The sequence below is a fragment of the Lentzea sp. NPDC004782 genome, assembly GCF_040609115.1.
Lineage (GTDB): Bacteria > Actinomycetota > Actinomycetes > Mycobacteriales > Pseudonocardiaceae > Lentzea.
In genome coordinates this window covers 73,996-97,696 of record NZ_JBEXJN010000008.1, presented here as the reverse complement: position 1 = coordinate 97,696, position 23,701 = coordinate 73,996, and the positions used below count along the sequence as shown (strand labels likewise).

Annotated in this window: 21 protein-coding genes; 16 read left to right on the top strand and 5 right to left on the bottom strand. The window is 68.5% G+C overall.

Annotation, left to right across the window (positions count from 1 at the left end; genetic code table 11):
- Nucleotides 1-107 precede the first annotated feature (107 nt).
- Entirely contained in the window at nucleotides 108-1,397 is a 1,290-nt protein-coding gene (locus ABZV40_RS09980) for an adenylosuccinate synthase (protein ID WP_355438119.1), read from the top strand.
- A 4-nt stretch (nucleotides 1,398-1,401) separates the two neighbouring features.
- Here ABZV40_RS09980 and ABZV40_RS09975 read toward each other — a convergent pair whose 3' ends face one another.
- Nucleotides 1,402-3,810, bottom strand: coding sequence for a M48 family metalloprotease (locus tag ABZV40_RS09975; protein WP_355438117.1), 2,409 nt, complete (start codon nucleotides 3,808-3,810; stop codon nucleotides 1,402-1,404).
- A gap of 144 nt (nucleotides 3,811-3,954) precedes the next feature.
- Here ABZV40_RS09975 and ABZV40_RS09970 point away from each other — a divergent pair, with 144 nt between their 5' ends.
- Genes ABZV40_RS09970 through ABZV40_RS09955 form a run of 4 tightly spaced genes read left to right on the top strand, consistent with a single transcriptional unit; the run spans nucleotide 3,955 to nucleotide 7,532 of the window.
- Nucleotides 3,955-4,764, top strand: a complete 810-nt coding sequence (locus ABZV40_RS09970) for an ABC transporter permease subunit (protein WP_355438115.1) — start codon at nucleotides 3,955-3,957, stop codon at nucleotides 4,762-4,764.
- Nucleotides 4,749-5,450 (top strand): ABC transporter ATP-binding protein, encoded by a 702-nt coding sequence (locus tag ABZV40_RS09965; protein WP_355438113.1) that lies wholly within the window; start codon nucleotides 4,749-4,751, stop codon nucleotides 5,448-5,450. Before ABZV40_RS09970 ends, ABZV40_RS09965 begins: the two co-directional genes overlap by 16 nt.
- Entirely contained in the window at nucleotides 5,431-6,414 is a 984-nt protein-coding gene (locus ABZV40_RS09960) for an ABC transporter substrate-binding protein (RefSeq protein ID WP_355438111.1), read from the top strand. The genes ABZV40_RS09965 and ABZV40_RS09960 overlap by 20 nt, the downstream gene beginning before the upstream one ends.
- Nucleotides 6,411-7,532 (top strand): LLM class flavin-dependent oxidoreductase, encoded by a 1,122-nt coding sequence (locus ABZV40_RS09955; protein ID WP_355438109.1) that lies wholly within the window; start codon nucleotides 6,411-6,413, stop codon nucleotides 7,530-7,532. Before ABZV40_RS09960 ends, ABZV40_RS09955 begins: the two co-directional genes overlap by 4 nt.
- Here ABZV40_RS09955 and ABZV40_RS09950 read toward each other — a convergent pair.
- The gene (locus ABZV40_RS09950; protein WP_355438107.1) at nucleotides 7,522-8,604 is read right to left on the bottom strand and encodes a glycerophosphodiester phosphodiesterase; all 1,083 of its coding nucleotides are present in this window, start codon (nucleotides 8,602-8,604) and stop codon (nucleotides 7,522-7,524) included. The two genes, ABZV40_RS09955 and ABZV40_RS09950, sit on opposite strands and share 11 nt — an antisense overlap.
- 84 nt (nucleotides 8,605-8,688) lie before the next feature.
- Nucleotides 8,689-10,257 carry a Na+/H+ antiporter gene (locus ABZV40_RS09945; RefSeq protein ID WP_355438105.1) on the bottom strand — a complete coding sequence of 523 codons (1,569 nt, stop codon included), beginning with the start codon at nucleotides 10,255-10,257 and terminating at the stop codon, nucleotides 8,689-8,691.
- 173 nt (nucleotides 10,258-10,430) lie between these two features.
- On the opposite strand from ABZV40_RS09945, the gene ABZV40_RS09940 reads away from it, so the two are divergent.
- Genes ABZV40_RS09940 through ABZV40_RS09925 form a run of 4 tightly spaced genes read left to right on the top strand, consistent with a single transcriptional unit; the run spans nucleotide 10,431 to nucleotide 15,468 of the window.
- Nucleotides 10,431-12,320: a TRAP transporter fused permease subunit gene (locus ABZV40_RS09940; protein WP_355438331.1), complete on the top strand. Its 1,890-nt coding sequence runs from the start codon at nucleotides 10,431-10,433 to the stop codon at nucleotides 12,318-12,320.
- Nucleotides 12,310-13,287: a TAXI family TRAP transporter solute-binding subunit gene (locus ABZV40_RS09935; RefSeq protein ID WP_355438330.1), complete on the top strand. Its 978-nt coding sequence runs from the start codon at nucleotides 12,310-12,312 to the stop codon at nucleotides 13,285-13,287. Before ABZV40_RS09940 ends, ABZV40_RS09935 begins: the two co-directional genes overlap by 11 nt.
- 16 nt (nucleotides 13,288-13,303) lie before the next feature.
- Nucleotides 13,304-14,560, top strand: a complete 1,257-nt coding sequence (purD, locus tag ABZV40_RS09930; protein WP_355438103.1) for a phosphoribosylamine--glycine ligase — start codon at nucleotides 13,304-13,306, stop codon at nucleotides 14,558-14,560.
- Complete coding sequence (locus ABZV40_RS09925) at nucleotides 14,557-15,468, top strand: ADP-ribosylglycohydrolase family protein (RefSeq protein ID WP_355438101.1); 912 nt, start codon at nucleotides 14,557-14,559, stop codon at nucleotides 15,466-15,468. Before purD ends, ABZV40_RS09925 begins: the two co-directional genes overlap by 4 nt.
- Here ABZV40_RS09925 and ABZV40_RS09920 read toward each other — a convergent pair.
- Nucleotides 15,458-16,306, bottom strand: a complete 849-nt coding sequence (locus tag ABZV40_RS09920; protein ID WP_355438099.1) for an AraC family transcriptional regulator — start codon at nucleotides 16,304-16,306, stop codon at nucleotides 15,458-15,460. The genes ABZV40_RS09925 and ABZV40_RS09920 overlap by 11 nt on opposite strands.
- Before the next feature lie 49 nt (nucleotides 16,307-16,355).
- Nucleotides 16,356-17,675 (bottom strand): hypothetical protein, encoded by a 1,320-nt coding sequence (locus ABZV40_RS09915; RefSeq protein WP_355438097.1) that lies wholly within the window; start codon nucleotides 17,673-17,675, stop codon nucleotides 16,356-16,358.
- A 206-nt stretch (nucleotides 17,676-17,881) separates the two neighbouring features.
- On the opposite strand from ABZV40_RS09915, the gene ABZV40_RS09910 reads away from it, so the two are divergent.
- From ABZV40_RS09910 to ABZV40_RS09880, 7 genes are all read left to right on the top strand, one after another.
- On the top strand, nucleotides 17,882-18,334 hold the full coding sequence (locus ABZV40_RS09910) for a hypothetical protein (RefSeq protein WP_355438096.1): 453 nt from the start codon (nucleotides 17,882-17,884) through the stop codon (nucleotides 18,332-18,334).
- A gap of 26 nt (nucleotides 18,335-18,360) precedes the next feature.
- Nucleotides 18,361-18,927 carry a DUF3558 domain-containing protein gene (locus ABZV40_RS09905; RefSeq protein ID WP_355438094.1) on the top strand — a complete coding sequence of 189 codons (567 nt, stop codon included), beginning with the start codon at nucleotides 18,361-18,363 and terminating at the stop codon, nucleotides 18,925-18,927.
- A gap of 9 nt (nucleotides 18,928-18,936) precedes the next feature.
- A complete protein-coding gene (locus tag ABZV40_RS09900) occupies nucleotides 18,937-20,202 on the top strand; it encodes a hypothetical protein (protein ID WP_355438092.1) in 1,266 nt (421 codons plus the stop codon).
- Nucleotides 20,203-20,224: 22 nt separating this feature from the next.
- A complete protein-coding gene (locus ABZV40_RS09895; protein WP_355438088.1) occupies nucleotides 20,225-20,962 on the top strand; it encodes an ESX secretion-associated protein EspG in 738 nt (245 codons plus the stop codon).
- Nucleotides 20,963-21,066: 104 nt separating this feature from the next.
- Complete coding sequence (locus ABZV40_RS09890) at nucleotides 21,067-21,372, top strand: hypothetical protein (RefSeq protein WP_355438086.1); 306 nt, start codon at nucleotides 21,067-21,069, stop codon at nucleotides 21,370-21,372.
- Between the two features lie 10 nt (nucleotides 21,373-21,382).
- Nucleotides 21,383-22,537: a transglycosylase SLT domain-containing protein gene (locus ABZV40_RS09885; protein WP_355438328.1), complete on the top strand. Its 1,155-nt coding sequence runs from the start codon at nucleotides 21,383-21,385 to the stop codon at nucleotides 22,535-22,537.
- 21 nt (nucleotides 22,538-22,558) lie between these two features.
- Nucleotides 22,559-23,689, top strand: coding sequence for a pyridoxal phosphate-dependent aminotransferase (locus ABZV40_RS09880; protein WP_355438084.1), 1,131 nt, complete (start codon nucleotides 22,559-22,561; stop codon nucleotides 23,687-23,689).
- Nucleotides 23,690-23,701: the final 12 nt, after the last annotated feature.

Here is a 23,701-nt window from a genome sequence, read left to right as displayed (position 1 = left end):
CAACTGCGTGTTTCCGCAGGCCAACACGATTCCGCGCACGGTCATCTCCTGGTCTACCCTCGCTTACCGGCATTCGCTCGAACCAGTCCAAGCGCTTGGAGTTTCACATGCCGGCCGTCGTGCTGATCGGTGCCCAGTGGGGCGATGAGGGCAAGGGCAAGGCCACCGACATCCTCGGTGAGCGTGTCCAGTGGATCGTCCGCTACCAGGGCGGCAACAACGCGGGTCACACCGTGGTCCTCCCGGACGGCCAGAAGTTCGCCCTGCACCTGATCCCGTCCGGCATCCTGACGCCCGGTGTGAAGAACGTCATCGGCAACGGTGTCGTGGTCGACCCCGGCGTGCTGCTCGAGGAGCTCTCGGGGCTGGAGGAGAAGGGCGTCGACACCAGCGGCCTGCTGATCTCGTCGGACGCGCACTTGATCATGCCGTACCACGTGGCCATCGACAAGGTGACCGAGCGCTACCTGGGCAAGGCCAAGATCGGCACCACCGGCCGCGGCATCGGGCCCGCCTACCAGGACAAGCTCGCCCGCGTCGGCGTGCGCGTCCAGGACCTGCTGGACGAGAAGATCCTCCGGCAGAAGGTCGAGGCGGCCCTGGACTTCAAGAACCAGGTGCTGGTCAAGGTCTACAACCGCAAGGCGCTCGACCCGGACCAGGTCGTCGACCAGGTGCTGGAGCGCGGTCAGCACTTCGTGCACCGCATCGCCGACACCCGCCTGCTGCTCAACCAGGCGCTCGACCGCGGCGAGATCGTCGTGCTGGAGGGCTCGCAGGGCACCCTGCTCGACGTCGACCACGGCACCTACCCGTTCGTCACGTCCTCGAACCCGACCTCGGGTGGCGCGACGGTCGGCTCCGGCGTCGGCCCGACCCGGATCAGCACGGTGATCGGCATCCTGAAGGCCTACACGACCCGCGTCGGCTCCGGCCCGTTCCCGACCGAGCTCAACGACGACATGGGCGAGTACCTCCGCAAGCAGGGCGGCGAGTTCGGTGTCACCACCGGGCGCTCGCGCCGCACCGGTTGGTTCGACGCCGTGATCGCCCGCTACGCCTCGCGCGTCAACGGCATCACCGACTACTTCCTCACCAAGCTGGACGTGTTGTCGGGCCTGGAGAAGGTGCCGGTCTGCGTCGCGTACGAAGTGGACGGTCGCCGCGTCGACGAGATGCCGATGACGCAGACCGACGTGCACCACGCCGTACCGGTCTACGAGGAGCTGCCGGGCTGGTTCGAGGACATCTCGCACTGCCGCGAGTTCGACGAGCTGCCGGCCAACGCCAAGGCCTACGTCGAGTACCTGGAGAGCATCATCGGCGCCCGCGTGTCGGCGATCGGTGTGGGTCCGGGCCGCGATCAGACGATCGTCCGCCACGACGTGCTCGGCTGACAGCTCACCGAAGGGCCGTGACCAGTTCCGCGAGCTGGTCACGGCCCTTGATCAGTTCTCGCGCCATCGTGCCGTCGTCCGGCCGCACGCCCCGGTAGGCGCCGAGACACGCTTCGGAGCCGTTGCTCAACGACCGCAACGTCTCCGTCCACATCGCACCGATCCGCGGGTCCGGCGGTGGCGGGAACTCCTCTCCGGCGATCTGGGCCAGTGCCGCGCACGCCGCCTCCAGGCGGGTGTCGTTGTCCGGCTTGGTCTCGGCCCACAGCGCGGCGTTCGCCTGGTCCACGGCCGCGAGCCGCTCCAGGCCGCCGCCGATCTTCCAGATGCGCAGTGCCTGCGCGGGATCAATCGGCGCGGAAGTCGTTGTCGTCGCCGGAGCCGGCGGAGACGACGAGATCGTCGGTGGGGTGCTCGTCGGTGCCGGCGCCAGGAGTGGCACGGCGGTGGGGGCTTTCGGCCACCACGACGCCACGGCGACCGAGACCACCGCGAGCCCGATCGGCCCCCACGGCCGCGCCTGCCGTTGTGGGCGGCGCACCGCGTACAGGCTTCCGGCCAGGGCCGCGAGCGTGCCGAACAACGGCAGCACCTGGTGCGGGCGCGTGGCCAGGACGCTGTCGACCTCCGCACCGCCCTGCAGGTGCGTCAGCCAGATCGCACCGGTCGCGACCAACCCGATCAGCCACGCCACGAGCAACGCGCCGACCCGGTCCACCCACCGGGAAGCCACGAGCACCACGACGAACTGAACGATCACCACCGCCACGACCTGCCGGACCGTGCTGGTCAACGGGTCCGTGCCGGTGCGGAGCAGTATGACGACGGCGACCGCGAGCACACCTCCCGCCGCACCGGACACCGCGGCGGCCCTGGGGAACTCGCGGCGCAGCATGAGCGGCACGAGCCAGACGAGGGCGAGTGACACGACGGTCAGCACCCGGTTGGAGTTCAGCAGAAAAGGGACCACGACAACGTCCACAAGAGACGGACTCGGGCCGCGAAGGGTCTCCAGTGCCGGTCCGAGGAGGTCGCGCCACGTCGCCGTGGCGAAGCGGACCTCGGAAAACCCGCCCAGCAGCGTGAAGGTCACGACCGCGGTGGAGAGTCCGAGAAACCAGCCGTGCCAACGGGTGCGCACGAGCGTGGCGCAGTACCCGGCCCACATGGTCACGAGCACGGCCGTGCCGACGAGGACCGCCCAAGCGATCACGACGAGCACCGCGACGGGGTCGAAGTTGTAGCCGTCCAACCGGTCGCCGAGCACCAGGCCGAGACCGAGGGCGAGACCGGCCCACGCGAACACCCCGCGCCTGGCCCCGAACGCGGCGCCGCGCCACGCGATCAGTCCGATCAGCGCGGTGATCAGGACCGCCCAGCCGGCGCGCAGGACGAGGAACGACTGGTTGTCCGCGCGGTACCAGGTCAGCACCTGCAGTGCGGCGCGGGTGTGCCACCACGCGAGCTGCAACGCAGCCGTGCAGCCCAACACCTCCCAGAAACCCGGTCGCAGCAACGAGTCGGGGTCGCGCATCGCCGCGGACCTGGCGGCCGGCACCGGGTGCAGGCCGAACCAGCGGCGCCACCACCGGGAGGGTGCGAGCACGCGGTACGGCTCCGCGGACCCGGTCCACCGCGCCACGAAGGCGTCGGCGTGCTGTTCCCTGGCCCTCAGCACGGCGACGCGGGCGAGGAACACCAGCACCGCCAGCGCTGTGAGCCGCGCGACCAGACCGGCCGTTTCGGCGTCTTGCAGGGACCTGGCCCTGGTGACCAGAAAGGGCGCGAGCACCACGACCACGAACGCCCGCCAGAGCGCGAGTGTCGCGTACGTGATCGTGACGTCGGACCGGACGTGCGCGAGCTCGTGCAGAACGATGGCGCGGAACGTCGGCCGATCGGTCCGGTGCAGCGCGAGCATGCCGGCGTTCAGCACGACGTACTTGCGCCGGTGGTTGCCGAACGCGGCACCCCCTGCTCGCACGCTGGCCGGGTCGAGCAGGAACGTCGTGTGCGGGAGACCGGCCTGCGCGGCGAGCTCCGAGAGGGTCTCGTGCAGCTCTTCCGGCGCGGGCACCAGCTTTCGCATGCGGATGCGCCACAGCGGGCGGACGAGGTAGATCAGGAGACTGACCGCGAAGAGCAGCACGAGACCGCCGAAGAGCCACAACGCGTGGGGAAGAGCGGTCTGGGCCAGGCACGCCCGATAGGCGTCCCACTTCGAGTCGTCCGGATCGGCGAAGTAGGTCTTGGTCAGGTACAGCCCGGAGCTCACCTGGCAGCGCTCGTTGTCCGCCGTCAGGTTCGCGTACTGCCCGAAGACGAACAGCGTGGTCGCGATCGTCAGCAGCACGAGCGACGCGAACCTCAGCGTGGTGCCTGAGGGCACCCCGGATCTCTCCCCCTCGTTCATGTCCGAATGGTGATCGTCGGATACCGCGCTGTCACTCGGCCGTTGGTGGGAAACCACCCGGAAACCGATTATCTCGAACTACGACGCATTTTCACGATTTGGGCGTCGTTGACTCGCGCTCTGGGCTCGCCTGTACTCCAGACCATGACCTTGTCCATGGCCGGGGTGGCCGCGCGACTGAAAGTCGCGCCGCCGCAACGGGCGCGAAAACTGAAGCTGCCACTGCGTTGGATCAGCCCGATCGCGTTGGTCCTGCTGTGGCAACTGGCCAGCTCCACCGGGGTGCTGCCAGCCGACAAGCTGGCTTCGCCCAGCACCGTCGCGCAGTCCGCCGGTGAGCTCGTCGCCAACGGCCAATTGGGCGAGGCGTTCGCGGTTTCAATCTCGCGCGTTTTCTTCGGATTCCTCATCGGTGGTGTCATCGGTGTGGCTTTGGGGCTGGTTTCCGGCCTTTCCCGGTGGGGCGAAACGTTGCTCGACCCGCCCGTCCAGATGGTGCGGACGCTTCCGCACCTCGGCCTGATCCCGTTGTTCATCCTGTGGTTCGGCATCGGCGAGGAACCCAAGCTGGCGCTGGTCGCGGCCGGTGTGGCGTTCCCGCTCTACCTCAACCTGCACGCGGGCATCCGGCAGACCGATCCCGGCCTGGTCGAAGCGGCGAAGGTCCTGGGCTACCGCCGGATCGAGCGGATCGTGCACGTCGTGCTGCCGTCCGCCGTGCCGCAGACCCTGGTGGGACTGCGGATCGCGCTCGGCACCGCGTGGCTGTCGCTGATCGTCGGCGAGCAGGTCAACGCCGACGCCGGGCTCGGCTTCCTGATCAACAACGCCCGTGAGTTCCTCCGCACCGACGTCGTGGTCGTCGGCCTCGTGGTCTACGCGCTGCTCGGCCTCACGACCGATGCGCTGGTGCGGCTGCTGGAGAGGAGGGTGCTGCGATGGCGAGTGCGGTGAGCATTCGTGGTTTGCGCAAGGCTTTCGGGCCGCGGACCGTGCTGAACGGGATCGACCTGGAGATCGCGCCGGGTGAGTTCGTGGCGCTGCTCGGCCGCAGCGGCTGCGGCAAGTCGACGTTGCTGCGGATCCTGGCGGGCCTCGACCGCGAGATCGAGGGCACCGCGACGGTTCCCGGCACGGTGTCGATCGCGTTCCAGCAGCCGCGGTTGTTGCCGTGGCGCAAGGTCTGGCGGAACATCGCGCTGGGCCTGCACAGGCCGGACGGGCGCGCGGTCGCGCTCAAGGCCCTGGAGGAAGTGCGGCTGCCCGATCACGCAGACGCGTGGCCGCTGACGTTGTCCGGTGGTGAGGCGCAACGGGTCTCGCTCGCACGGGCGTTGGTCCGCGAACCCGACGTGCTGCTGCTGGACGAGCCGTTCGGCGCGCTGGACGCGTTGACCAGGCTCGCCATGCACCACCTGGTGGAGGACCTGTGGGTCCGGCACCGGCCGGCCGTGCTGCTGGTGACCCACGACGTCGACGAGGCGTTGCTGCTGGCCGACCGGATCCTCGTGCTCGACGAGGGCCGGATCGTCGCCACGCACCACGTCGACCTGCCCCGCCCGCGCCGCCGGGCCTCCGTTGTGGAGCAACGCACCCGCGTGCTCGCCGACCTGGGAGTGGATGTTGAAACAGCTGCCTAGCCGCAACTGGCGCAGAAACTGGCTCGGTCTGCTCTCCGCGATCCTGCTCACCACCGGGTGCTCGGCGACCGCGCAGGACACCCCGGCCGGTGACGTCGTGCTGAAGGTCGGTGACCAGAAGGGCGGCGCGAAGGCGTTGCTGACGGCCGCGGGTCTGCTGAAGGACTTCCCGTACAAGATCGAGTGGTCGACGTTCACCTCCGGCCCGCCGCTGCTGGAGGCCGCGTCCGCCGGTGCGATCGACGTCGGTGGTGTCGGCAACACACCGCCGATCTTCGCCGCCGCCGCGAACGCCAAGATCGCCGCGGTCGGTGCGTCGAAGGGCGATGTCGAGGCGGACGCGATTCTGGTGCCGGAGAACTCGCCCCTGCACAGCGTCTCGGACCTGAAGGGCAAGAACATCGCGGTGGCCAAGGGCAGCTCGGCGCACGGCCAGGTGCTGCTGACGTTGCGCGCGGCCGGTCTCACGACCAAGGACGTGACGCTGAACTTCCTGCAGCCCTCCGACGCGTACAGCGCGTTCACACAGGGCAAGGTCGACGCGTGGGCGGTCTGGGACCCCTACACCGCGCAGGCGCAGCAGGAGGCCAAGGCCCGCGTGCTGGCCGACGGCCGGGGCAGGGCGAACGGGTACGGCTTCCAGGTCGCGGGCCGCAAGGCGCTGGACGACAAGGGGAAGACCCCGGCGCTCAAGGAGTACCTCGTCCGCTACTACAAGGCGCAGAAGTGGGCCGACACGCACCGCGAGGAGTGGGCGAAGGCGTGGGCGGCGGAAACGGGGCTGAAGTACGAGGTCGCGCTGGTCGCGGTCAACCGCAACGGCGACCTGCCGGTGAAGATCGACGACACGCTGGTCTCCTCCGAGCAGGAGCTCGCCGACGCGTTCACCGAGGAGAAGACGTTGCCGGGCGAGGTCGACTTCGCGAAGTTCGTCGACACGAGGTTCCAGGGAGATCTGACATGAGCGTCACGCTGCACTGGTTCCTGCCGACGTCCGGCGACGGGCGCACGGTCGTGGAGCACTTCCACGCCCAGCGCGCACCCGCGGCCGGGGCGCGTCGTGAGCCGGACATCGACTACCTGGCGCAGATCGCGCGCACGGCCGAGCAGGTCGGGTTCACCGGCGTGCTCACGCCGACCGGAACGTGGTGCGAGGACGCGTGGCTGACCACGTCCGCGTTGATCGCGCAGACCACGAAGCTGAAGTTCCTGGTGGCGTTCCGGCCGGGCGTGCTCTCGCCGACGCTGGCCGCGCAGATGGCCTCGACCTACCAGCGGATCTCGCGTGGCCGGTTGTTGCTGAACGTCGTGACCGGTGGCGATTCCGTTGAGCAGCAACGGTTCGGCGACTGGCTCGACCACGACCAGCGGTACGCGCGCACCGACGAGTTCCTGCAGGTCGTGCGCGGGATCTGGACCGGGAAGCCGTACTCGTTCCACGGCGAGCACTACCAGGTGCGGGACGCGACCGTGCTGGCCGCGCCGGACCCGGTGCCGCCGATCTACTTCGGCGGCTCGTCGGACGCGGCGCTGCCGGTGGCGGCACGCAACGCCGACGTCTACCTGACGTGGGGCGAACCGCCGGCGGACGTGGCCGCGAAGATCGAACGGGTGCGGGCGCTCACGGATCGCCCGATCCGGTTCGGCATCCGGCTGCACACGATCAGCCGGGACACCTCGGCCGAGGCCTGGGAGGCGGCGGCCCGCCTGCTCGACGCGCTGGACCCGGCTGCCGTGGCGAAGGCGCAGGAACAGCTCCGCGCGTCGGAATCCGTTGGCCAGCAACGGATGCTCGCGTTGCACGGCGGTGATCTCAGCCGTGGCGTGCGCGGCCTGGAGATCTACCCGAACCTGTGGGCGGGCGTCGGGCTGGTGCGCGGTGGTGCGGGAACGGCGTTGGTGGGTTCGCACTCCGAGGTCGCGGACCTGATCGAGGAGTACCACTCCATCGGGATCAGCGAGTTCGTCCTCTCCGGCTACCCGCACCTGGAGGAGGCCTACTGGTTCGGCGAGGGCGTGCGGCCGCTGCTCGCGCAACGCGGGTTGCTCGGCAGCGACCGCACGCTGGTGCTCAGCGCTTGACCTCGGCCTCGATGGCCGTGTCGGGGTTGTCCGCGAACAGGCCGTCGAGACCGGTCTTGAAGAACACGTCGTACTCCTCGAAGGCCCGGCCGTACGCGGCCGGGTCGGTCGAGGACCGGAAGTCCGCCGGCAGGAACGAGTTCTCGTTGCGGAACGTCCAGGCGTGCACGGCCAGACCGACCTTGTGCGCGTCCGGGACGAGCGTGGTCGGCGGCTTGAGGAAACCGGCGGCGTCCCGCGGGATGATCAGGTCCTTGGTGACGCCGACGCCGTCCGCGTACGACCTGACCTCGCGCAGACCCGCGGGCGTGACCAGGTCGGCGTAGGTGCGCTTGTCACCGGCGACGACGAAGTCGTACGGCGCGCCCGAACCGTTGACCAGCTGGATCAGCGGCACGCGCAGGGACTTGTTCAGCTGCTTGAGGTTCGCCACCTCGAACGACTGCACGAACACCTTGGCACCCCGCCGGTTGAGGCCGTTGCGGTTCAGCACGTCGACGAGCTTCGGTTCCAGCGCGAGGCCGATCGACTGGAAGTACGTCGGGTGCTTGGTCTCCGGGTAGATGCCGATCTCGCGGTGCAGCTCGCGGGACAGGCGCCTGGTGAGGTCGATGATCTCCTGCAGCGTCGGCACCTGGAAGCGGCCGTCGTAGAGCGTGTTGCGCGGGCGGATCGCGGGGATGCGTTCCTTGGCGCGCAACGTCTTCAGCTCGGCGAGCGTGAAGTCCTCGGTGAACCAGCCGGTGATCGTCGTGCCGTCGACGACCTTGGTCTTCTTGCGGTCGGAGAACTCCGGCTTCGTCGCGACGTCGGTGGTGCCGCCGATCTCGTTCTCGTGCCGCGCGACCAGCTGACCGTCCTTCGTGGACACCAGGTCCGGCTCGACGTAGTCGGCGCCCAGGCGGGCGGCGAGCTCGTAGGACGCGAGCGTGTGCTCGGGCCGGTACGCCGACGCGCCGCGGTGCCCGATGACGATCGGGCCCTTGTCGTCGTGCGCGGAGGCGGAGGGCAGGGTTGCCACCACCGCACCCGCGAAGACGAGGACCACGGCGGCGAGAACTCTCCGATGCATCGTTCGACCTCCCAGTTCGTGTTGAGAGCGCACCCAAGCATCGCAACACGAAATGCAGGTGAACGGTTGCTCAAGGGGCAGCGTCTATTCACGTGACAGGGCGGCTTCCTCCAAGTCCAGCTCCCGCAGCACCCGGAAGAGCACCTCGTCGTCGATCTCGCCGTGGTCCCGCGCCCTGACGAACTCGTCACGCTCCGCGCTCAGCATCAGCCGGCGCAGCCTCCGGTACGCGGCCGCCGGGCTCTCCTCGTCCTGGCGCCCGAGCCGTTCCCACGCGGCGTTGCCCCGGTGCTCGGCCAGGGAACGCAGCTGGTCCCGCACGTGGTCGGGCACCTCGCCGATCTCCTCGTCGAGCCTCGTCACGGCGGCCTGCGCGGCCCGGTGCTGCACCTGCGCCTCGGCCAGGGCGTCCTGACGCGCGTCGTCGCCCGCGAAGCCGATCTTGTCGATCACCCAAGGCAACGTCGTGCCCTGCAGCAACAACGTCGCGACCGTGACCACGAAAGCGCAGAACACGATGATGTCGCGGCCGGGAACCTCCTGCGGGATCGCGGCGGCAGCGGCCAGGGTCACCACACCGCGCATGCCCGCCCACGCGATCACCGTCACCTGGCCTGGATGCGGCCGGCGTTCCCGTTCCCGTATGCCCTTGGACAGGTACCTCGGGATGTACGTGGCCGGGTACATCCAGACGAACCGCGCGAGGATCGTCGCCAGCAGCACGGCACCCGCGCCCAGCAGCAGACCGCTGTTCAAGTTGACGTCGCTGACGATCGTCGACAGCTGCAGCCCGATGAGCGCGAAGACGAACGACTCCAGCAGCACGTCCACCGACCGCCACACCGCCGCGTCCTGCAGGCGGGTCGTGTAGGTGCCGCGCGGCGAGTGGTGGCCGACGTAGAGGCCCGCGACGACGACCGCGAGCACGCCGGAGAACTGGACGTCGTGGAACAGCAGGTGCGGGCCCTCCTCGGCGAGCAGGTAGGCGCCGAACGGCACGAGCAGGCCCAGCGCGCTCTCCAGCACGCCCTCGCAGAGCCGCTTGCGCAGGAACCGGACCGCCACGCCGACGACCAGCCCGATCGCGATTCCACCCACCGTGACCAGCACGAACATGCCGACGCCCGCGAGCGGGTGCATCGCCGCGCCGACCGTGGCCGCCACCGCGACCTTGAACGCGGTCAGCGCCGTGGCGTCGTTGATCAGGCTCTCGCCGACCAGCAGCGTCATCGCCCGGCGCTGCAGACCGAGCTTGCGCCCGATCGCGACCGCCGCGACGGCGTCCGGTGGCGCCACGACCGCCCCGAGGACCAGCGCGGCGGCGAACGGGAGGTCCGGGAACACCAGCTTCGCCGTGACGCCGACCACGAGCGTCGTGAACAGCACCAGCCCGACCGCGAGCAGGCCGATCGGCCGCAGGTTCGCGCGGATGTTCAGGTACGAGCTGTCCAGCGCGGCGCTGTAGAGCAGCGGCGGCAGCACCAGGACCAGGATCAGGTGCGGGTCCAGCTCGAACTCCGGCACGCCCGGTATGAACGAGACCACGAGCCCGACGGCGACCAGCACCAGCGGAGCCGGCCAGTTGAACCGGCGGGCGATGGACGTGACGACCAGCGCCCCGAGCAACAACAGCAGCAGTTCAGGCCCGACCATGCGCTCATTCTGCGTAAAGACCGGCGGCATGACCTCCTCGCACGTGAGGAGCGCTGTCCGAGTCTTTGCAATCTCTTCGGATCAACCCCCTGCTGCTGTGATCGCGACCACAGTACGTTCGGTTGGTGGCCAGCCCCGATCTAGCCCGCATCGTCGCGGAGCACGACGAGGAGATGCCGTCGCGTTCGCTCTCGCCCAGGTGGGAGCGAGCGCTGTGGATCGCCGGTCTGCTGATCGCGTTCCTGGTGCTGAAGCAGGTGTTCTTCCCGTTCGCCAAGGGAAGCCAGTACTACCTGATCATCTTCCTGGCGGTGACGCTGCCGCTGGTGTTCCTGTCGTACGGCCGCGGGCACGCGCCGCCGTGGTGGGACTGGGTGCTGGCGCTGGTGGCGTTCGTCGCCGGCGCGTACCCGCTGTTCGGGGGCTTCGACGAGTTCCTGAACCGGCAGGGGCAGCTGACCGCGCTGGACGTGCTCGCGGGCTCGGTGTTGCTCGTGCTGATCCTGGAGGCGTGCCGGCGCACGACCGGATGGGTGCTTCCGGTGGTGTGCCTGGCGTTCATCGCCTACGCCTACTACGGCGGGTTCCTGCCGCCGTCGTGGTCGATCTCGCACTCCGGCGTCGACTACGCGCAGATCATCAACGGGTTCTTCAACGACTTCAGCGGGTTCTACGGGACGCCGCTCGACGTCGCCGCGACCTACATCGTGCTGTTCACGATCTACGGCGCCGTGCTGAACGCGTCCGGTGCCGGGAAGTTCTTCGTCGACGTCAGCTTCGCCGCCTTCCGCAAGTCGCGGACGGCTCCCGGCCGCACGGCCGCCACCGCGGGGTTCCTGCTCGGGACCGTCTCCGGTTCCGGGACCGCGACCACCGTGTCGCTGGGCGCGGTGACGTGGCCGATGCTGCAGAAAGCCGGTTATCCCAGGGAGAACGCGGGCGGCCTGCTCGCCGCGTCCGGCATCGGGGCGATCCTGTCGCCGCCCACCCTGGGCGCGGCGGCGTTCATCATCGCCGAGTACCTGGAGGTGTCGTACCTGTCGGTGCTGATCTGGGCGATCATCCCGACGCTGCTGTACTACCTGGGCATCGCGCTGGCCGTGGAGGCGGACGCGCGGCGGTTCGGGGCCCGGCCGGTGGACGTCGACGCGCCGCGGTTCCGGCACGTGCTGAAGCTCGGCTGGTACCACTTCCTGTCGCTCGGGATCATCATCGTCTTCCTGGCGCTGGACATCCCGGTCTACCGCGCGGTCGTGTACGCGACGGGCGTGGCGGCGTTGTTCGCGTTGGTCAACCACCGGCGCGACTGGTTCCGGCTGATCGCGGACGCCCTGTCGATCGGGGTGCGTTCGGCGTTGCCGGTGATCGCGGTGTGCGCGGCCGCGGGTGTGGTCACGTCGACGATCACCAAGACCGGGCTGGGGCAAGCGCTTGCGGGCTCACTGGTGGACCTGGCGTCGGCGGTGTCGTCGTCACCGGTGGTCGTCTTGATGCTGACGGCGGTGTTCGCGGCCGTGGCGGTGTCGGTGCTCGGGCTGGCCGTGCCGGTGACGGCGTCGTTCATCATCTCGTGGGTCGTCATCGGGCCGGCGTTGATCACACTGGGCGTGGAGCCGGCCGAGACCGCGATGTTCATCTTCTACTACGCGGTGCTGTCCGAGGTGACGCCGCCGACCGCGCTCGCCGCCGTGGCCGCGGCAGCGCTGACCGGCGGCGACGTGATGAAGACGATGTGGCAGACGTGGAAGTACACGCTGCCGGCGTTCCTGGTGCCGCTGGCGTTCGTGCTGACCGACGCCGGTTCCTCGCTGTTGTTGCGCGGGCCGTTGCTGGACTCGTTGTGGACGTCCGGCGCGTCCGCTCTGGGGGTGGCCGCCCTCGCGGTGCTGACGGGCGGCTGGTTGTTCGGCCCCGCGCGCTGGCCGGAACGCCTGCTGTGCGTGCCGGCCGCGTTGTTCCTGCTCTACCTGCAGCCGTTGACGATCGCGATCGGGGTCGGGTTCCTCGTGGCGGCCGTCGCGGTCCACCTGGTCACTCGTGGGAGGGTTCGTGATGCTGCGTAAGTACGCGATCGGCGCCATCGCACTGGCGCTCGTGGTTTCCGGGTGTGGCGGAAAACGCACGCCCACGACCCCGGACGCGTCGGGCGGTGGCACGTCGTGCGAGGCGTCCGACGGCCGGATCACCATCGCGACCGGCAACTCCGGTGGCGTGTACTTCGTGGTCGGCGGAGGCCTGGCGAAGCTGATCTCCGACCACACGAAGCTGAAGGCGTCCTCCGCCGAGACCGGCGCGTCCGTGCAGAACATCCAGCAGCTCGTCTCCGGCACGTACGACATCGCGTTCTCGCTGGCCGACACGGCCGCGGACGCGGTGAACGGCACCGGTGCGTTCAACGGCAAGAAGGAGAAGATCGCGGCGCTGACCCGGATCTACCCGAACTACACGCAGGTGCTCGTCCGCGCCGACTCCGGCATCAACTCGATAGCGGACATGAAGGGCAAGCGGATCTCCACGGGGTCGCCGAAGTCCGGCACCGAGGTGATCGCCGGCCGGTTGCTGAAGTCGGCGGGGCTCGACATCGACTCCGACGTCTCGGCCCAGCGGCTGGACCTGACCAAGACCGCCGACGGGATGAAGGACGGCAGCATCGACGGCCTCATCTGGTCGGGCGGGCTGCCGACGCCGCAGATCACGGACATCACGACGTCGCTGAAGGACAAGGTCAAGTTCGTCGACATCAGCCCGTTGCTGCCGGCGATGAAGAAGATCAGTTCGGTCTACGACAGCGGGAAGATCCCGGCTGCGACGTACGGCACCTCGGACGTTGCGACGATCGTCGTACCGAACCTGCTGCTCGTGCGCGAGGACTTCCCGGCCCCGAACGCGTGCGCCATCACGAAGCTGATCTTCGACAGGAAGGCTGACCTGGAGAAGGTCCACCCGGCCGTGAAGGACATCTCCCGCGACAAGGCGGCGGCGTCCGACCCGGTCCCGCTGCACCCTGGAGCGAAGCAGGCGCTCGGCTGAACTACGCTGGGGCATCGTGCGCGTCCTGGTCATCGGGTCTGGAGCCCGTGAGCATGCCCTTGTCCTCGCGTTGTCGCGCGATCCGCAACTGACTGCTTTGGCGTGCGCGCCGGGCAACGCGGGCATCGCCGGGCACGCCGAGATCTACGGCGTGGACGTCGCAGATGCCTCGGCCGTCGCCACCCTCGCGAAGGAGTGGAAGGCCGACCTCGTCGTCATCGGCCCCGAACAACCGCTGGTCGTCGGGGCCGCCGACGCGGTCCGAGACCTCGGAATCCCCTGCTTCGGGCCTTCGCGCGCCGCCGCGCGGATCGAGGGCTCCAAGGCGTTCGCGAAGGACGTCATGAACGCGGCGGGCGTGCCGACCGCCCACAGCGAGGTCGTGGACAACCCGGCCCGCCTGGACGCCGCTCTCGCGCGTTTCGGCCCGACGTGGGTCGTGAAGGACGACGGGCTGGCCGCGGGCAAGGGCGTCGTCGTGACGTCCGACCTGGCCGCCGCCCGTGCACACGCGATGACGTTGCTCGACGACGGGCACCCGGTGCTGCTGGAGTCCTTCCTGGACGGTCCGGAGGTGTCGCTGTTCTGCGTCACCGACGGTGTTTCGGTCGTGCCGCTGATCCCGGCGCAGGACTTCAAGCGCGTGGGTGACGGAGACCACGGCCCGAACACTGGTGGCATGGGCGCTTACGCGCCGCTGCCGTGGGCCCCCGAGGGCCTGGTCGACGAGATTGTTTCGCGTTGCGTGCAGCCGGTCGTCGACGAGCTGCGCGCGCGGGAGACACCGTTCGTCGGCCTGCTGTACGCGGGTCTGGCGCTGACGTCCTCCGGCGTGCAGGTGATCGAGTTCAACTGCCGCTTCGGCGACCCGGAGACGCAGTCCGTGCTCGCCCTGCTGAAGTCGCCGATCTCCTCGCTGTTCCTCGCCGCGGCCAACGGGACGTTGGCTTCACTCCCGGCGCTGGAGTGGGAGAACGGCTACGCGGTGACCGTCGTCGTGGCCGCCGAGGGCTACCCCGGCCGCCCGCGCACGGGCGACGTGATCACCGGATCCGAGGCCGAAGGCGTGCTGCACGCCGGCACCCGCCGCCGCGAGGACGGCGCCGTGGTCTCCGCCGGCGGCCGCGTGCTGTCGGTCGTGGGCACCGGCAAGTCGCTGTCGAAGGCCCGCGAGCGCGCCTACAAGCGCATCGCGGACATCCACCTCACCGGCTCGCACCACCGTTCGGACATCGCGTCGAAGGCGATCGACGGCCAGATCACGGTGCCATGAGCCTGCTGGGCTGCGTGCTGGGCGGGGCCGTCGGTGACGGCCTCGGCGCACCGATCGAGTTCTCGTCGATCGACGTGATCCGCCGCCAGTACGGCCCTGACGGCGTCGTCGACCTGCCCACGTTGGAGATCACCGACGACACCCAGATGGTGCTGTTCACGCTGGAGGGCCTGCTTCTGGCGCGTGAGCACGGCGTCGACCCGTTGCTGACCGTGCGGGCCGCCTACGCGCGCTGGCTGCACACGCAGGGCGGCCCACCGGTCGCCTCCGACGGCTGGCTGATGGCGGACCAGCGCCTGCACTCACGGCGGGCGCCGGGCCACACGTGCATCACCGCGTTGAAGCACAACGAGAAGAACAACTCGAAGGGCTGCGGCGGCGTGATGCGCGCCGCCCCCGTCGCCGTGTGGTCCAGCGACGTCCGCGAGGTCTTCACCCTCGCCGTCGGCACCGCCCAGATGACCCACCACCACCCGAGCGGCTACCTGTCGGCAGGCGTCCTGGCCGTGATCGTCCGGCAGCTGCTCGGCGGTGCGGACCTGCCGTCCGCCGTGGCCGTGGCCCGAGCCGAGCTGGTCCGCTGGGACGGCCACGAGGAGCAGACCTCGTTGCTGGACAAGGTGATGGGCGGTCTCGGCCCGCTCACCCCGGAAGAGATCGAGTCCGAACTGGGCGGAGGCTGGGTGGGCGAAGAGGCCCTGGCCATCGGCCTGCACGCCGCACTGGTCGGCGCGGATTTCGCTGACGCGGTGCGCATCGCCGTGAACCACTCCGGCGACTCGGACTCAACCGGTTCGATCTGCGGCAACATCCTGGGCGCCCGAGACGGCGTCGCCGCCATTCCGTCCTCGTGGCTGTCCGTGCTCGAACTGCGAGACGTGATCGAACGCCTCGCCCTCAGCTGGTGACGGGAATCCACAACTCCGCTTCGGCCTGGTCGCCGTCGATCCGCGTGCGCAGCATCGACGGCCCCTCAACGCTCTGGTAGCTGTTGGACGGGAACCACTGCGCGTACACGTCCCGCCACATGTGCTGAATCGTCTCGGGATAAGGCCCCTGCGTGGTGAACACGGCCCACGTGTGCCCAGGCACTTCGACGGTCTCCAAGTCCTCGGGCGCCTCCCGGCTCGTCACCACCCCCTGGAAGTAGTCGAGCTGATCCCCTTCCTCGACCCCCTCCTGGTTGTACGTGAGCGCGAGCATCCCCTCCGGCTCCCCGTCGCTCATCGCCTTGATCCGCTCCAACGTCGGCATGCCGACGCCCTTCACGAACTCGACGATCGCGGGGTTCATCCCCAGATGCACCAACGGCACCCGCGTCCCCAGCCCGACCACCTTGAACGCCTCCTTGTTCACGATCCGGTACTCCATGCTCGTACTCCCCTCGACAACCAGCCTGAACGTGAGAATCTGCTGCGACCGCAACGCTTTCCTGCTCGCGCGGGCCTCCTGCGGCCCAACGCCGTGCATGGCCCGGAACGCCCGCGCGAAGGCCTCGTTGGACCCGTACCCCCACCGCGTGGCGATGTCGAGCAGCGAGTCCTGTCCACTGAGGACCTCACTGGCCGCCTTCGTGAGCCGCCTGCGCCTCACGTACTCGCTGAGCGGCATGCCCGCGAGCGCACTGAACAACCGGCGCAGGTGGTACTCACTGGTGCCCGCGATCCGCGCGAGCGCCTTGACGTCGACCTCGCCGCCGAGGTCTGCCTCGATGCGGGCCATGGCTTCGTTGAGTCGTTCCAGCACGTCCACAACGCTATGGGCTTCGCTGCCGGCGCACCCGACTTCCTGTGCCCTATCCGATCGCCTTGCGCACCTCGTCGACCATCCGCTTGGCAATGGGGGCGAAGACCTCGTTGTACGTCTTCGCGTCTTTTGGAGCCCAGTTGCCGTCCCCGGTGAGCCTGACCTGCGTCCGCCCGGCGACGAAGGACATGGTCGGACTGCCACCACCCACCAGGTAGCTGCACGTCGCGAAGTCCCCGATCTTCTCGTCCGTCAGCACTGGTTCGCCGAACATCTTGCTCGACGGTGAGTTGGGATTGCAGTCCTGTGCGTTCCGGACCGCCATGTCGGTGTCCCGGTACGTCCGCAGCTCGACCTTCAACGCCTTGCCGTTGCTGCGCGACTTGGCGTTGTACCACTCGGGCGAGAGCCGCCTGCAGTCCTGTTGGTTCGAGTAGTAGTAATGAGTCTCGTTCTTGTCGTTGACGAACTTCTCCACGCCCTCCCGTTCGTGGAACTCCGCTTCCACGATGCCGGAGTCCTTGCTCTGGGTGAGCTCCTCGAACAGTTCAGCGCTCAGGACGTCGCAGGCGTTCGGCACCTTCTCGTACCGGCCGGTGTGCACGTGGGTCGTCAGGCCTTGCGGCCCCTTGGTGAGGTTCTGCGCGACCTGCTCGACCAGCTTCATGAAGGTGGCCTTGTGGTCGGTGATCTCCTTGTTGTCGGCCATGGCCGAGGCGCCGACGATGGCCTGAGCCCAGCCGTCGCTGGTCGTGATGCGGGCATCGAAGCTGTCCGGCTTCGACCCTCTCGACAACACGGTCTTGAGGCCTCCGACGGTGAGGAGAGTGTCGCCCTTCACCGCGTAGTCCGCGGGCAGCAGGCTGCTGAACGGCCGCTGGTAGATGGCGATGGAGATTCGCTCGATCCGGTTCTCAAGCATCGGTTCGTACATGCAGACCGAGATCGGAGCGAGTTCGTCCTTGACGGTGGCCTCAGCCGCAGGCACCGATCGGGCCAGGTAGGTCTGGTTGTGCCAGCCGTGCGCGGCGTCCCGGAAGCCCAGCTCTTCGAGCAACGTCGCGGGCATGACGGTGCAGGCGTCGAACACGGCCACGTCGCCATACTTGGTGACCTCCCCGACCTTCTGCGCGATCACCGCGGCGTCCACAGGCCCAGGTTCCTGCCCCACGACCGGCTGGGGCCCGCTGGCACCCTTGATCAGGATTGCTGCGGTGACACCTCCACCGAGCAGAACCAGCGCCCCGAAGACCGCCGTGATGATCAACCCGGTGCGCCTTTTCCTCGGCGGCGGCAGCTGTTGCTGCGGGTACTGCTGATACGGATAGGGCAGTTGATACGGCTGTTGCGGCGGCTGTGGCCCGTGCACGTGTCCCCCAGGCGGTCGTGTGTGTTCCTCCCCTCAAGTCGCGGAAGCTACCGGAATCGGTGGGTTGCGCCAGCGGAAACGGAACTGAGAGTGACGCGGAACCAACGTGGGGTGGTCTTCGTCCAACCACAGGTACGTCTTACGCAGGCGTTGGTAGCCTGCGAAGCGGGACCGAACCGTTACCAACCGTACGGGGGTAGGACGTCGTGACACAGGAGAACGCGGGGGCGGATGCCGTTCTCGGTGCCGCTGCTGGGCTGGCCGGGGGTGCCGTCGCGGGGGCGGTCGCGACATTCAAGGCCGCGTCGTCGATCATGGACAGAATCTCCTCGGGTCCGTCTACCCAGCACTTCCACGTCGACAAAGACACCGTGCTGAAGGCCGGCAAGGTCATCCACGACCAGCTCGGCCTGTTGGAGGGGGCGTACACGAAAAACGTTCCCAAGCTGCGGATCCCCTCCAGTGAGGATCAGGTCACTGACGATGTCGTCAAGGCTTGGAACGACCGGCTGGTTTTTCACGAAGATTCGTATGCCAACAGGATCACTCTCTACATGGAGAAGCTGCGAAACCTCTCCGACCAGCTGAAGGCGTCGGCGCAGCAGTACGGATTCACCGATGATGAGGTCAAAGCCGTTTTCAGCAAGTCGAAAGAGTAACGATGCGTATATCAAAGCTTGCTGCAGTGGCGGTCTTCGCGGCGGCTGTTTCGGCTTGTACCACCAGTGGAGAGAAGGGGAATCCCACTCCTGCTCCGCCGTCAACCGGCTCGTCTGGAAACGATTCTTCCAACAAGCTGCCGGAGCGGCCGCAGGCTCTCAGGTTGGATTCGGTGGACACCTGCAAGCTGTTGACCGCGGATCAGATGAAGCAGATCAGCGTTGTTTCGACTGATCCGGTGAAACTGCCCCTGGTGAACGGACAGGAGTCGCCCAGCTGCGACTACGGGAGTGACGGCGGCTTCAGCTATCAGGTCGGTGCTGTGACTCACAAAGGTGTTTCGTACTGGCTTCAGGGCGGCGGCAACGTTGACGCAACGGTGATCAAGGTCGGCGATTACGGTGCGGTACAGGTGAAGCTCAAGGGTGGTTCCGGGTTCGACTGTTCAGCGGCGATCGATGTCGCTGAAGGGCAACAGTTGATGGTCAGCTACATCCCGACGACCACTAAGGAGAAGGACCAGGCCGTACTGTGCGGGAAGGCTGAGAAGGCCGCTGGTCTCGCGCTCTCGACGCTCAAGACATTGAAGTGAGGGGGAGCCATGTCGGGTTATCGGCAGCTCAATGACTGGAACTTCGACGGTTGGTCCAACCAGCAACTCGCCGACGAGGTCAAGAAGCTTTCCGGCAGCACCATCGCAACGCAGTTCAGCGAGGCGTCCGAGGCGTTGCGCACGCTTGCCAACTCTCTTGAGTTCATCGATCAGACGATCCGGGCACAGCTCAAGGAACTCAAGATCGAGTGGGGTGGTGCTGCCGCCGAGAAGAGCCACGACACGACGCAGGTCGTCGCCGCTGGCGCCGATGACAGCCGTCAGGCGTCGAACCAGAACTCTCAGGCCATCGCGCAGCAGGGCGAGAGCACCAGCCTCGCTCGCTACAGCACTCCGCCGGAGCAGGATCTGCGTCGCGACTCTGAGAAGAGCCTGCTCGACAAGGGCGCGAGTCTCATCGGCATCGAGACTGATCACGCGGCCGAGGTGGAGGCGACCAATCGGGCGCGTCAGCAGGCCATCGACAGCCTCAACGGCTATGTCTCGAACAGCCAGGGCTCCCTCGACGGCTTCCGCGCGCCCGACAAGGCCCCGGACATCGTCGTTGCCAGCGCGGCCGTCAGCACGCCGGTCGGACCTCCCGTCGGCATGCCTCAGACCGGCACCCCCGGCATCCACGGCACCCCTGGCTTCCCAGGAATGCCCGGCACCCCGGGCACGCCCGGCACCCCTGGCGTGCCGGTGGGCCCGACCCCGAGCATCCCCGGCAACACCACTGGCGTGCTCCCAGGCAACAACCCCACCCCGCTCGCAACGGGCCCAGGTCTGCCCAAGCCGTTCGGCTCGCCGGTCCCGATCGGCCTGGCCGCCGCGGGCGCCGCCGCAACGGGCCTGGCAGGCGCGGCCGGCACCGCCAAGGGTGCCCAGGTGGTGGGCGGCGGCCGCGGTCCGAGTCAGGCGCCGAAGACTCCCATCGCCCCCAACGGGCCGAAGGGCGCGCCGAGCACGATCGGTGAGGGCAAGGGTGGCGCGGCAGGCAGGGGCGGGGTGCCCGGCAAGGGCGGCGCGATGACGCCTGGTGGTGCGACCGGCGTTGGGCCTGAGGCGGCCAACCGGAGCGGTGCTGCGGGCAGGGGTGGTGCCGGCGGTAAGGGGTCCGGGTCGCTCATGTCGCCTGCGGCCGGTACGGCCAAGGGTGAGGACGAGGAGGACGGCGAGCACGTGCGCAAGTACGGCGTCGACTCCGATGACGTGTTCGGTGACGAGCGCATGGTGGTGCAGTCCGTCATCGGCGAAGAACCGAAGGACGAGTAATCCCTTGAGCTCACCGGGTTCTGTGGTTTTGTCCACAGTGGAGTTCGCCGTGGTCTGGGAGGCGCAGCGCCTCCCGGCCGCGCACGTCGCGCTGGACACGCGGATTCCCTCCATCACCCACACCGAGAAGGCCGAGGTGGTGAAGAGGGCCTGGGAGTCGTTGGAGGGGCGCGGCCTGGCTCGCAACGGCCGGGTCGTGCCCGAGTTGGCGGACGGGTTCGCGTTGCTGGCCAACGCGAACGTCTCGATCGACCTGTGGATCTGGGCCGACCGGCAGATCAGCGGGCTGGCGGCGGCCATCGGGGACGAGGCGATCCTGGCGGTGCAGGATCGCGACGAGATGTGGTTGATCGAGGCGCGCGGGACGGCGCTGGCGGAGGCGGCCGTGTCGGTGGCCGGGGAGATGCCCGCGGGGTTCGGGCGGTCGATCAGCCTGCCCTACGACGAGCTCGTCCGGGCGGCGAAGGACGTCGGGCTGGACGCCCAGCGGTTGATCACCGCGTTGGAGCGGCAGGGGATGCGGCTCGGTGACGCGCAGGAGCTCGCCGGGATGCTCGACGGGACGTCGACGCGCGGGCAGTTCGGGGTGCAGCGCAACGGGCAGCGCGCCAAGCGGGTCGTTTCGTTCCACGACACGCACAACGGGCGGTACCTGCGGCAGCTCAAGCCGAGCAGTGACGGGCGGCAGTGGTGCACCATCACGCCCGTGGACAACCAGCGGCTCGCCGGGGCCGTGTGGGAGCTCCTGCAAGAGGTCTGAGGAACGTTCGCGCCTGCCCCTGCGTCTCAATCTCGGATATCACCCGACCGTGCAACGCAATTCGTTCTAAGGTCGGCGAGGAGACACTTAGGGGGTAGGCGCGCATGGCTGTGGCCAAGTTCAACAGCGAAGCCATGGAACAGTGCCGCACGACCGTGAGCAGCCAGGCCGGGCAATTCGGCGCGATCGGTGACGGCTTTTCCAATCAGTACGGCAATCCGGACATTTTCGGAAAACTCGGCGCTTCCGGTGCGGTGCAAAGCGCCGTGACCGCGATGGACCAGGCGGGTGCGCAGGAGTTCGAGGCGGCCGAGAAGGTGCTCCGCAAGGTCGAGAGCGCGCTCGACGCGATCCAGACCAACGTCGAGGACACCGAGCAGGCCAACAAGAACTCCCTGAAGGCGGTGTGACGTGAGCGCGATGGACGAGGTCGCGGCGCTGCCCGGTGGGGCTGAGCTGGCCGCGCTCGCTGACAAGATCGAGACCGCGCAGCCGCAGGCCGTGCGCGACATCGCGAACCGCTGGAAGCAGGCGGCCGGCAAGTGCGGTGACCAGACGAACGTCCTGCAGAAGTCGGTGACCCAGCTCGACGGCGCGTGGGAGGGCAGGTCGGCGGACGGTTTCGTCGCCTACATGGGCAACGTCACGAAGGCCGGCACCTCGATGGCGGACGGCCTCAACGGCGCCGCGGCCGACCTGGAGGCGGTCGCGAACGCGTTGGAGTCCGCCAAGACGTCGATGACCGGCATCTGCGAGAACCTGCTGAGCCGGGCCCGGCAGGCCCGCCAGCAGCTGCACAACCAGCCGCAGGAGGACGTCGACAGCGTCATCCGCAGCTACTGCGCCGAGGCGACGAGCGACGCGAAACCCGTGATCTCCCAGGCGGAGAACGCCGTGAACGCCGCCGCCGGCACCCTGAAGGGCCGGCCGGGCGCGCTGTCACCGAAGTTCTCGTCCATTGAGGACCCGAACACCCAGTCGTTCACCCCGGCGCCGGGCAAGCCGATCGAGTGGGCACCCACCCCGCCGCCGGACGACACCACCAAGCAGTCCTCTTCGGACTCTCCCCAGCCGCAACAGCAGTCGGCCCCCGCACCTCAGCACCACGGCGGTGGCGGCGGTGGCGGAGGCGGCGGTTCCGAGAGCGGTGGCGGAGGCGGCGGAGGTGGTGGTGGCCTCGGTCCGAGCGGCGGCCCGCCGTCGGGCAGCCCGCCTCCCGGCAACGTCCAGGAGTGGATCCGCGAGGCCATCAAGATCCTGCAGGCCAACGGCGTCCCGGTCACCGACGACAACATCGACGAGATCTGGAAGATCATCGAGAAGGAGTCGAGCGGCAACCCGCACGCCATCAACCTCTGGGACTCGAACGCCCAGGCGGGTCACCCGTCGAAGGGGCTGATGCAGTGCATCGACTCGACGTTCAACGCCCACAAGCTGCCCGGCCACGACGACATCTGGAACCCGGTCGACAACATCATCGCCGGTGTCCGGTACACGTTCTCGCGCTACGGCGGCTTCGAGGGGCACCCCGGTCTCAAGTCGATGGCGCACGGCGGTGGCTACCAGGGCTACTGAGCAGGGAGTTAGCCTGGCGGCATGCTGACCGTGGCCGCCCGCGCCGACGTACCGCCCTTCCACGTCATGGACGTGCTTTCCGCTGCCGCGCAACGGCAGCGGACGCACGGCGACGTGATCTCGCTGGCCGCCGGGCAGCCGTCCAGCCCGGCGCCGAAACCGGTGCGCGATGCCGCGGCGAAAGCTCTGGACGAGCACCCGCTGGGCTACACCGAGCAGCTCGGCATCCCCGAACTGCGCAACGCCATCGCCGGGCACTACAAGCGTGAGTACGACCTCGACGTGACCGCCGACGACGTGGTGGTCACGACGGGGTCGTCCGGGGCGTTCACGCTGGCGTTCCTGGCCGCGTTCGACGCGGGCGACCGCGTCGCCCTGGCCCGGCCCGGCTATCCCGCCTACCGCAACATCCTCAAGGCGCTGGGGTGTGAGGTCGTCGAGCTGCCGTGCGGGCCGCAGACGCGGTTCCAGCCCACGGTCGAGATGCTCGACGAGAGCCTGAAGGGCGTGATCGTCGCGAGCCCGGCCAACCCCACCGGCACCGTCGTGGACGTCGGCCCGATCGCGCGGTGGTGTGCCGACAAGGGCGTCCAGCTGGTCAGCGACGAGATCTACCACGGCATCAGCTACGGCGAACCGCTGCACTGCGCGTGGGAGACGTCGAGGGAAGCGATCGTCGTCAACTCCTTCTCGAAGGCGTTCGCCATGACCGGGTGGCGGCTGGGCTGGATGTTGCTGCCCGAACGCCTGCGCCGTGCCGTGGACTGCCTGACCGGCAATTTCACGCTGTGCCCGCCCGCATTGGCGCAGTACGCCGCGGTCGAGGCGTTCCACCCGGATGCCTACGCGGAAACCGCACAACACCTGAAGAGGTACAGGACCAACCGGGATCTCCTTCTCGAAGGCCTGACGAACCTGGGCATCGACAAGCTCGCCCCGGCGGACGGGGCGTTCTACGTCTACGCGGACGTCCGGCACCTGACGGACGACTCGATGGCGTTCTGCCGCCGGTTCCTCGACGACACCGGCGTCGCGATCGTCCCCGGCATCGACTTCGACCCGGTCGACGGGCACCACTTCGTGCGGATGTCGTTCGCCGGTGCAACAAACGACATCGAGGAGGCGTTGGTACGTCTGAAGGCATGGCTTTGAAGGGGAGGCAAC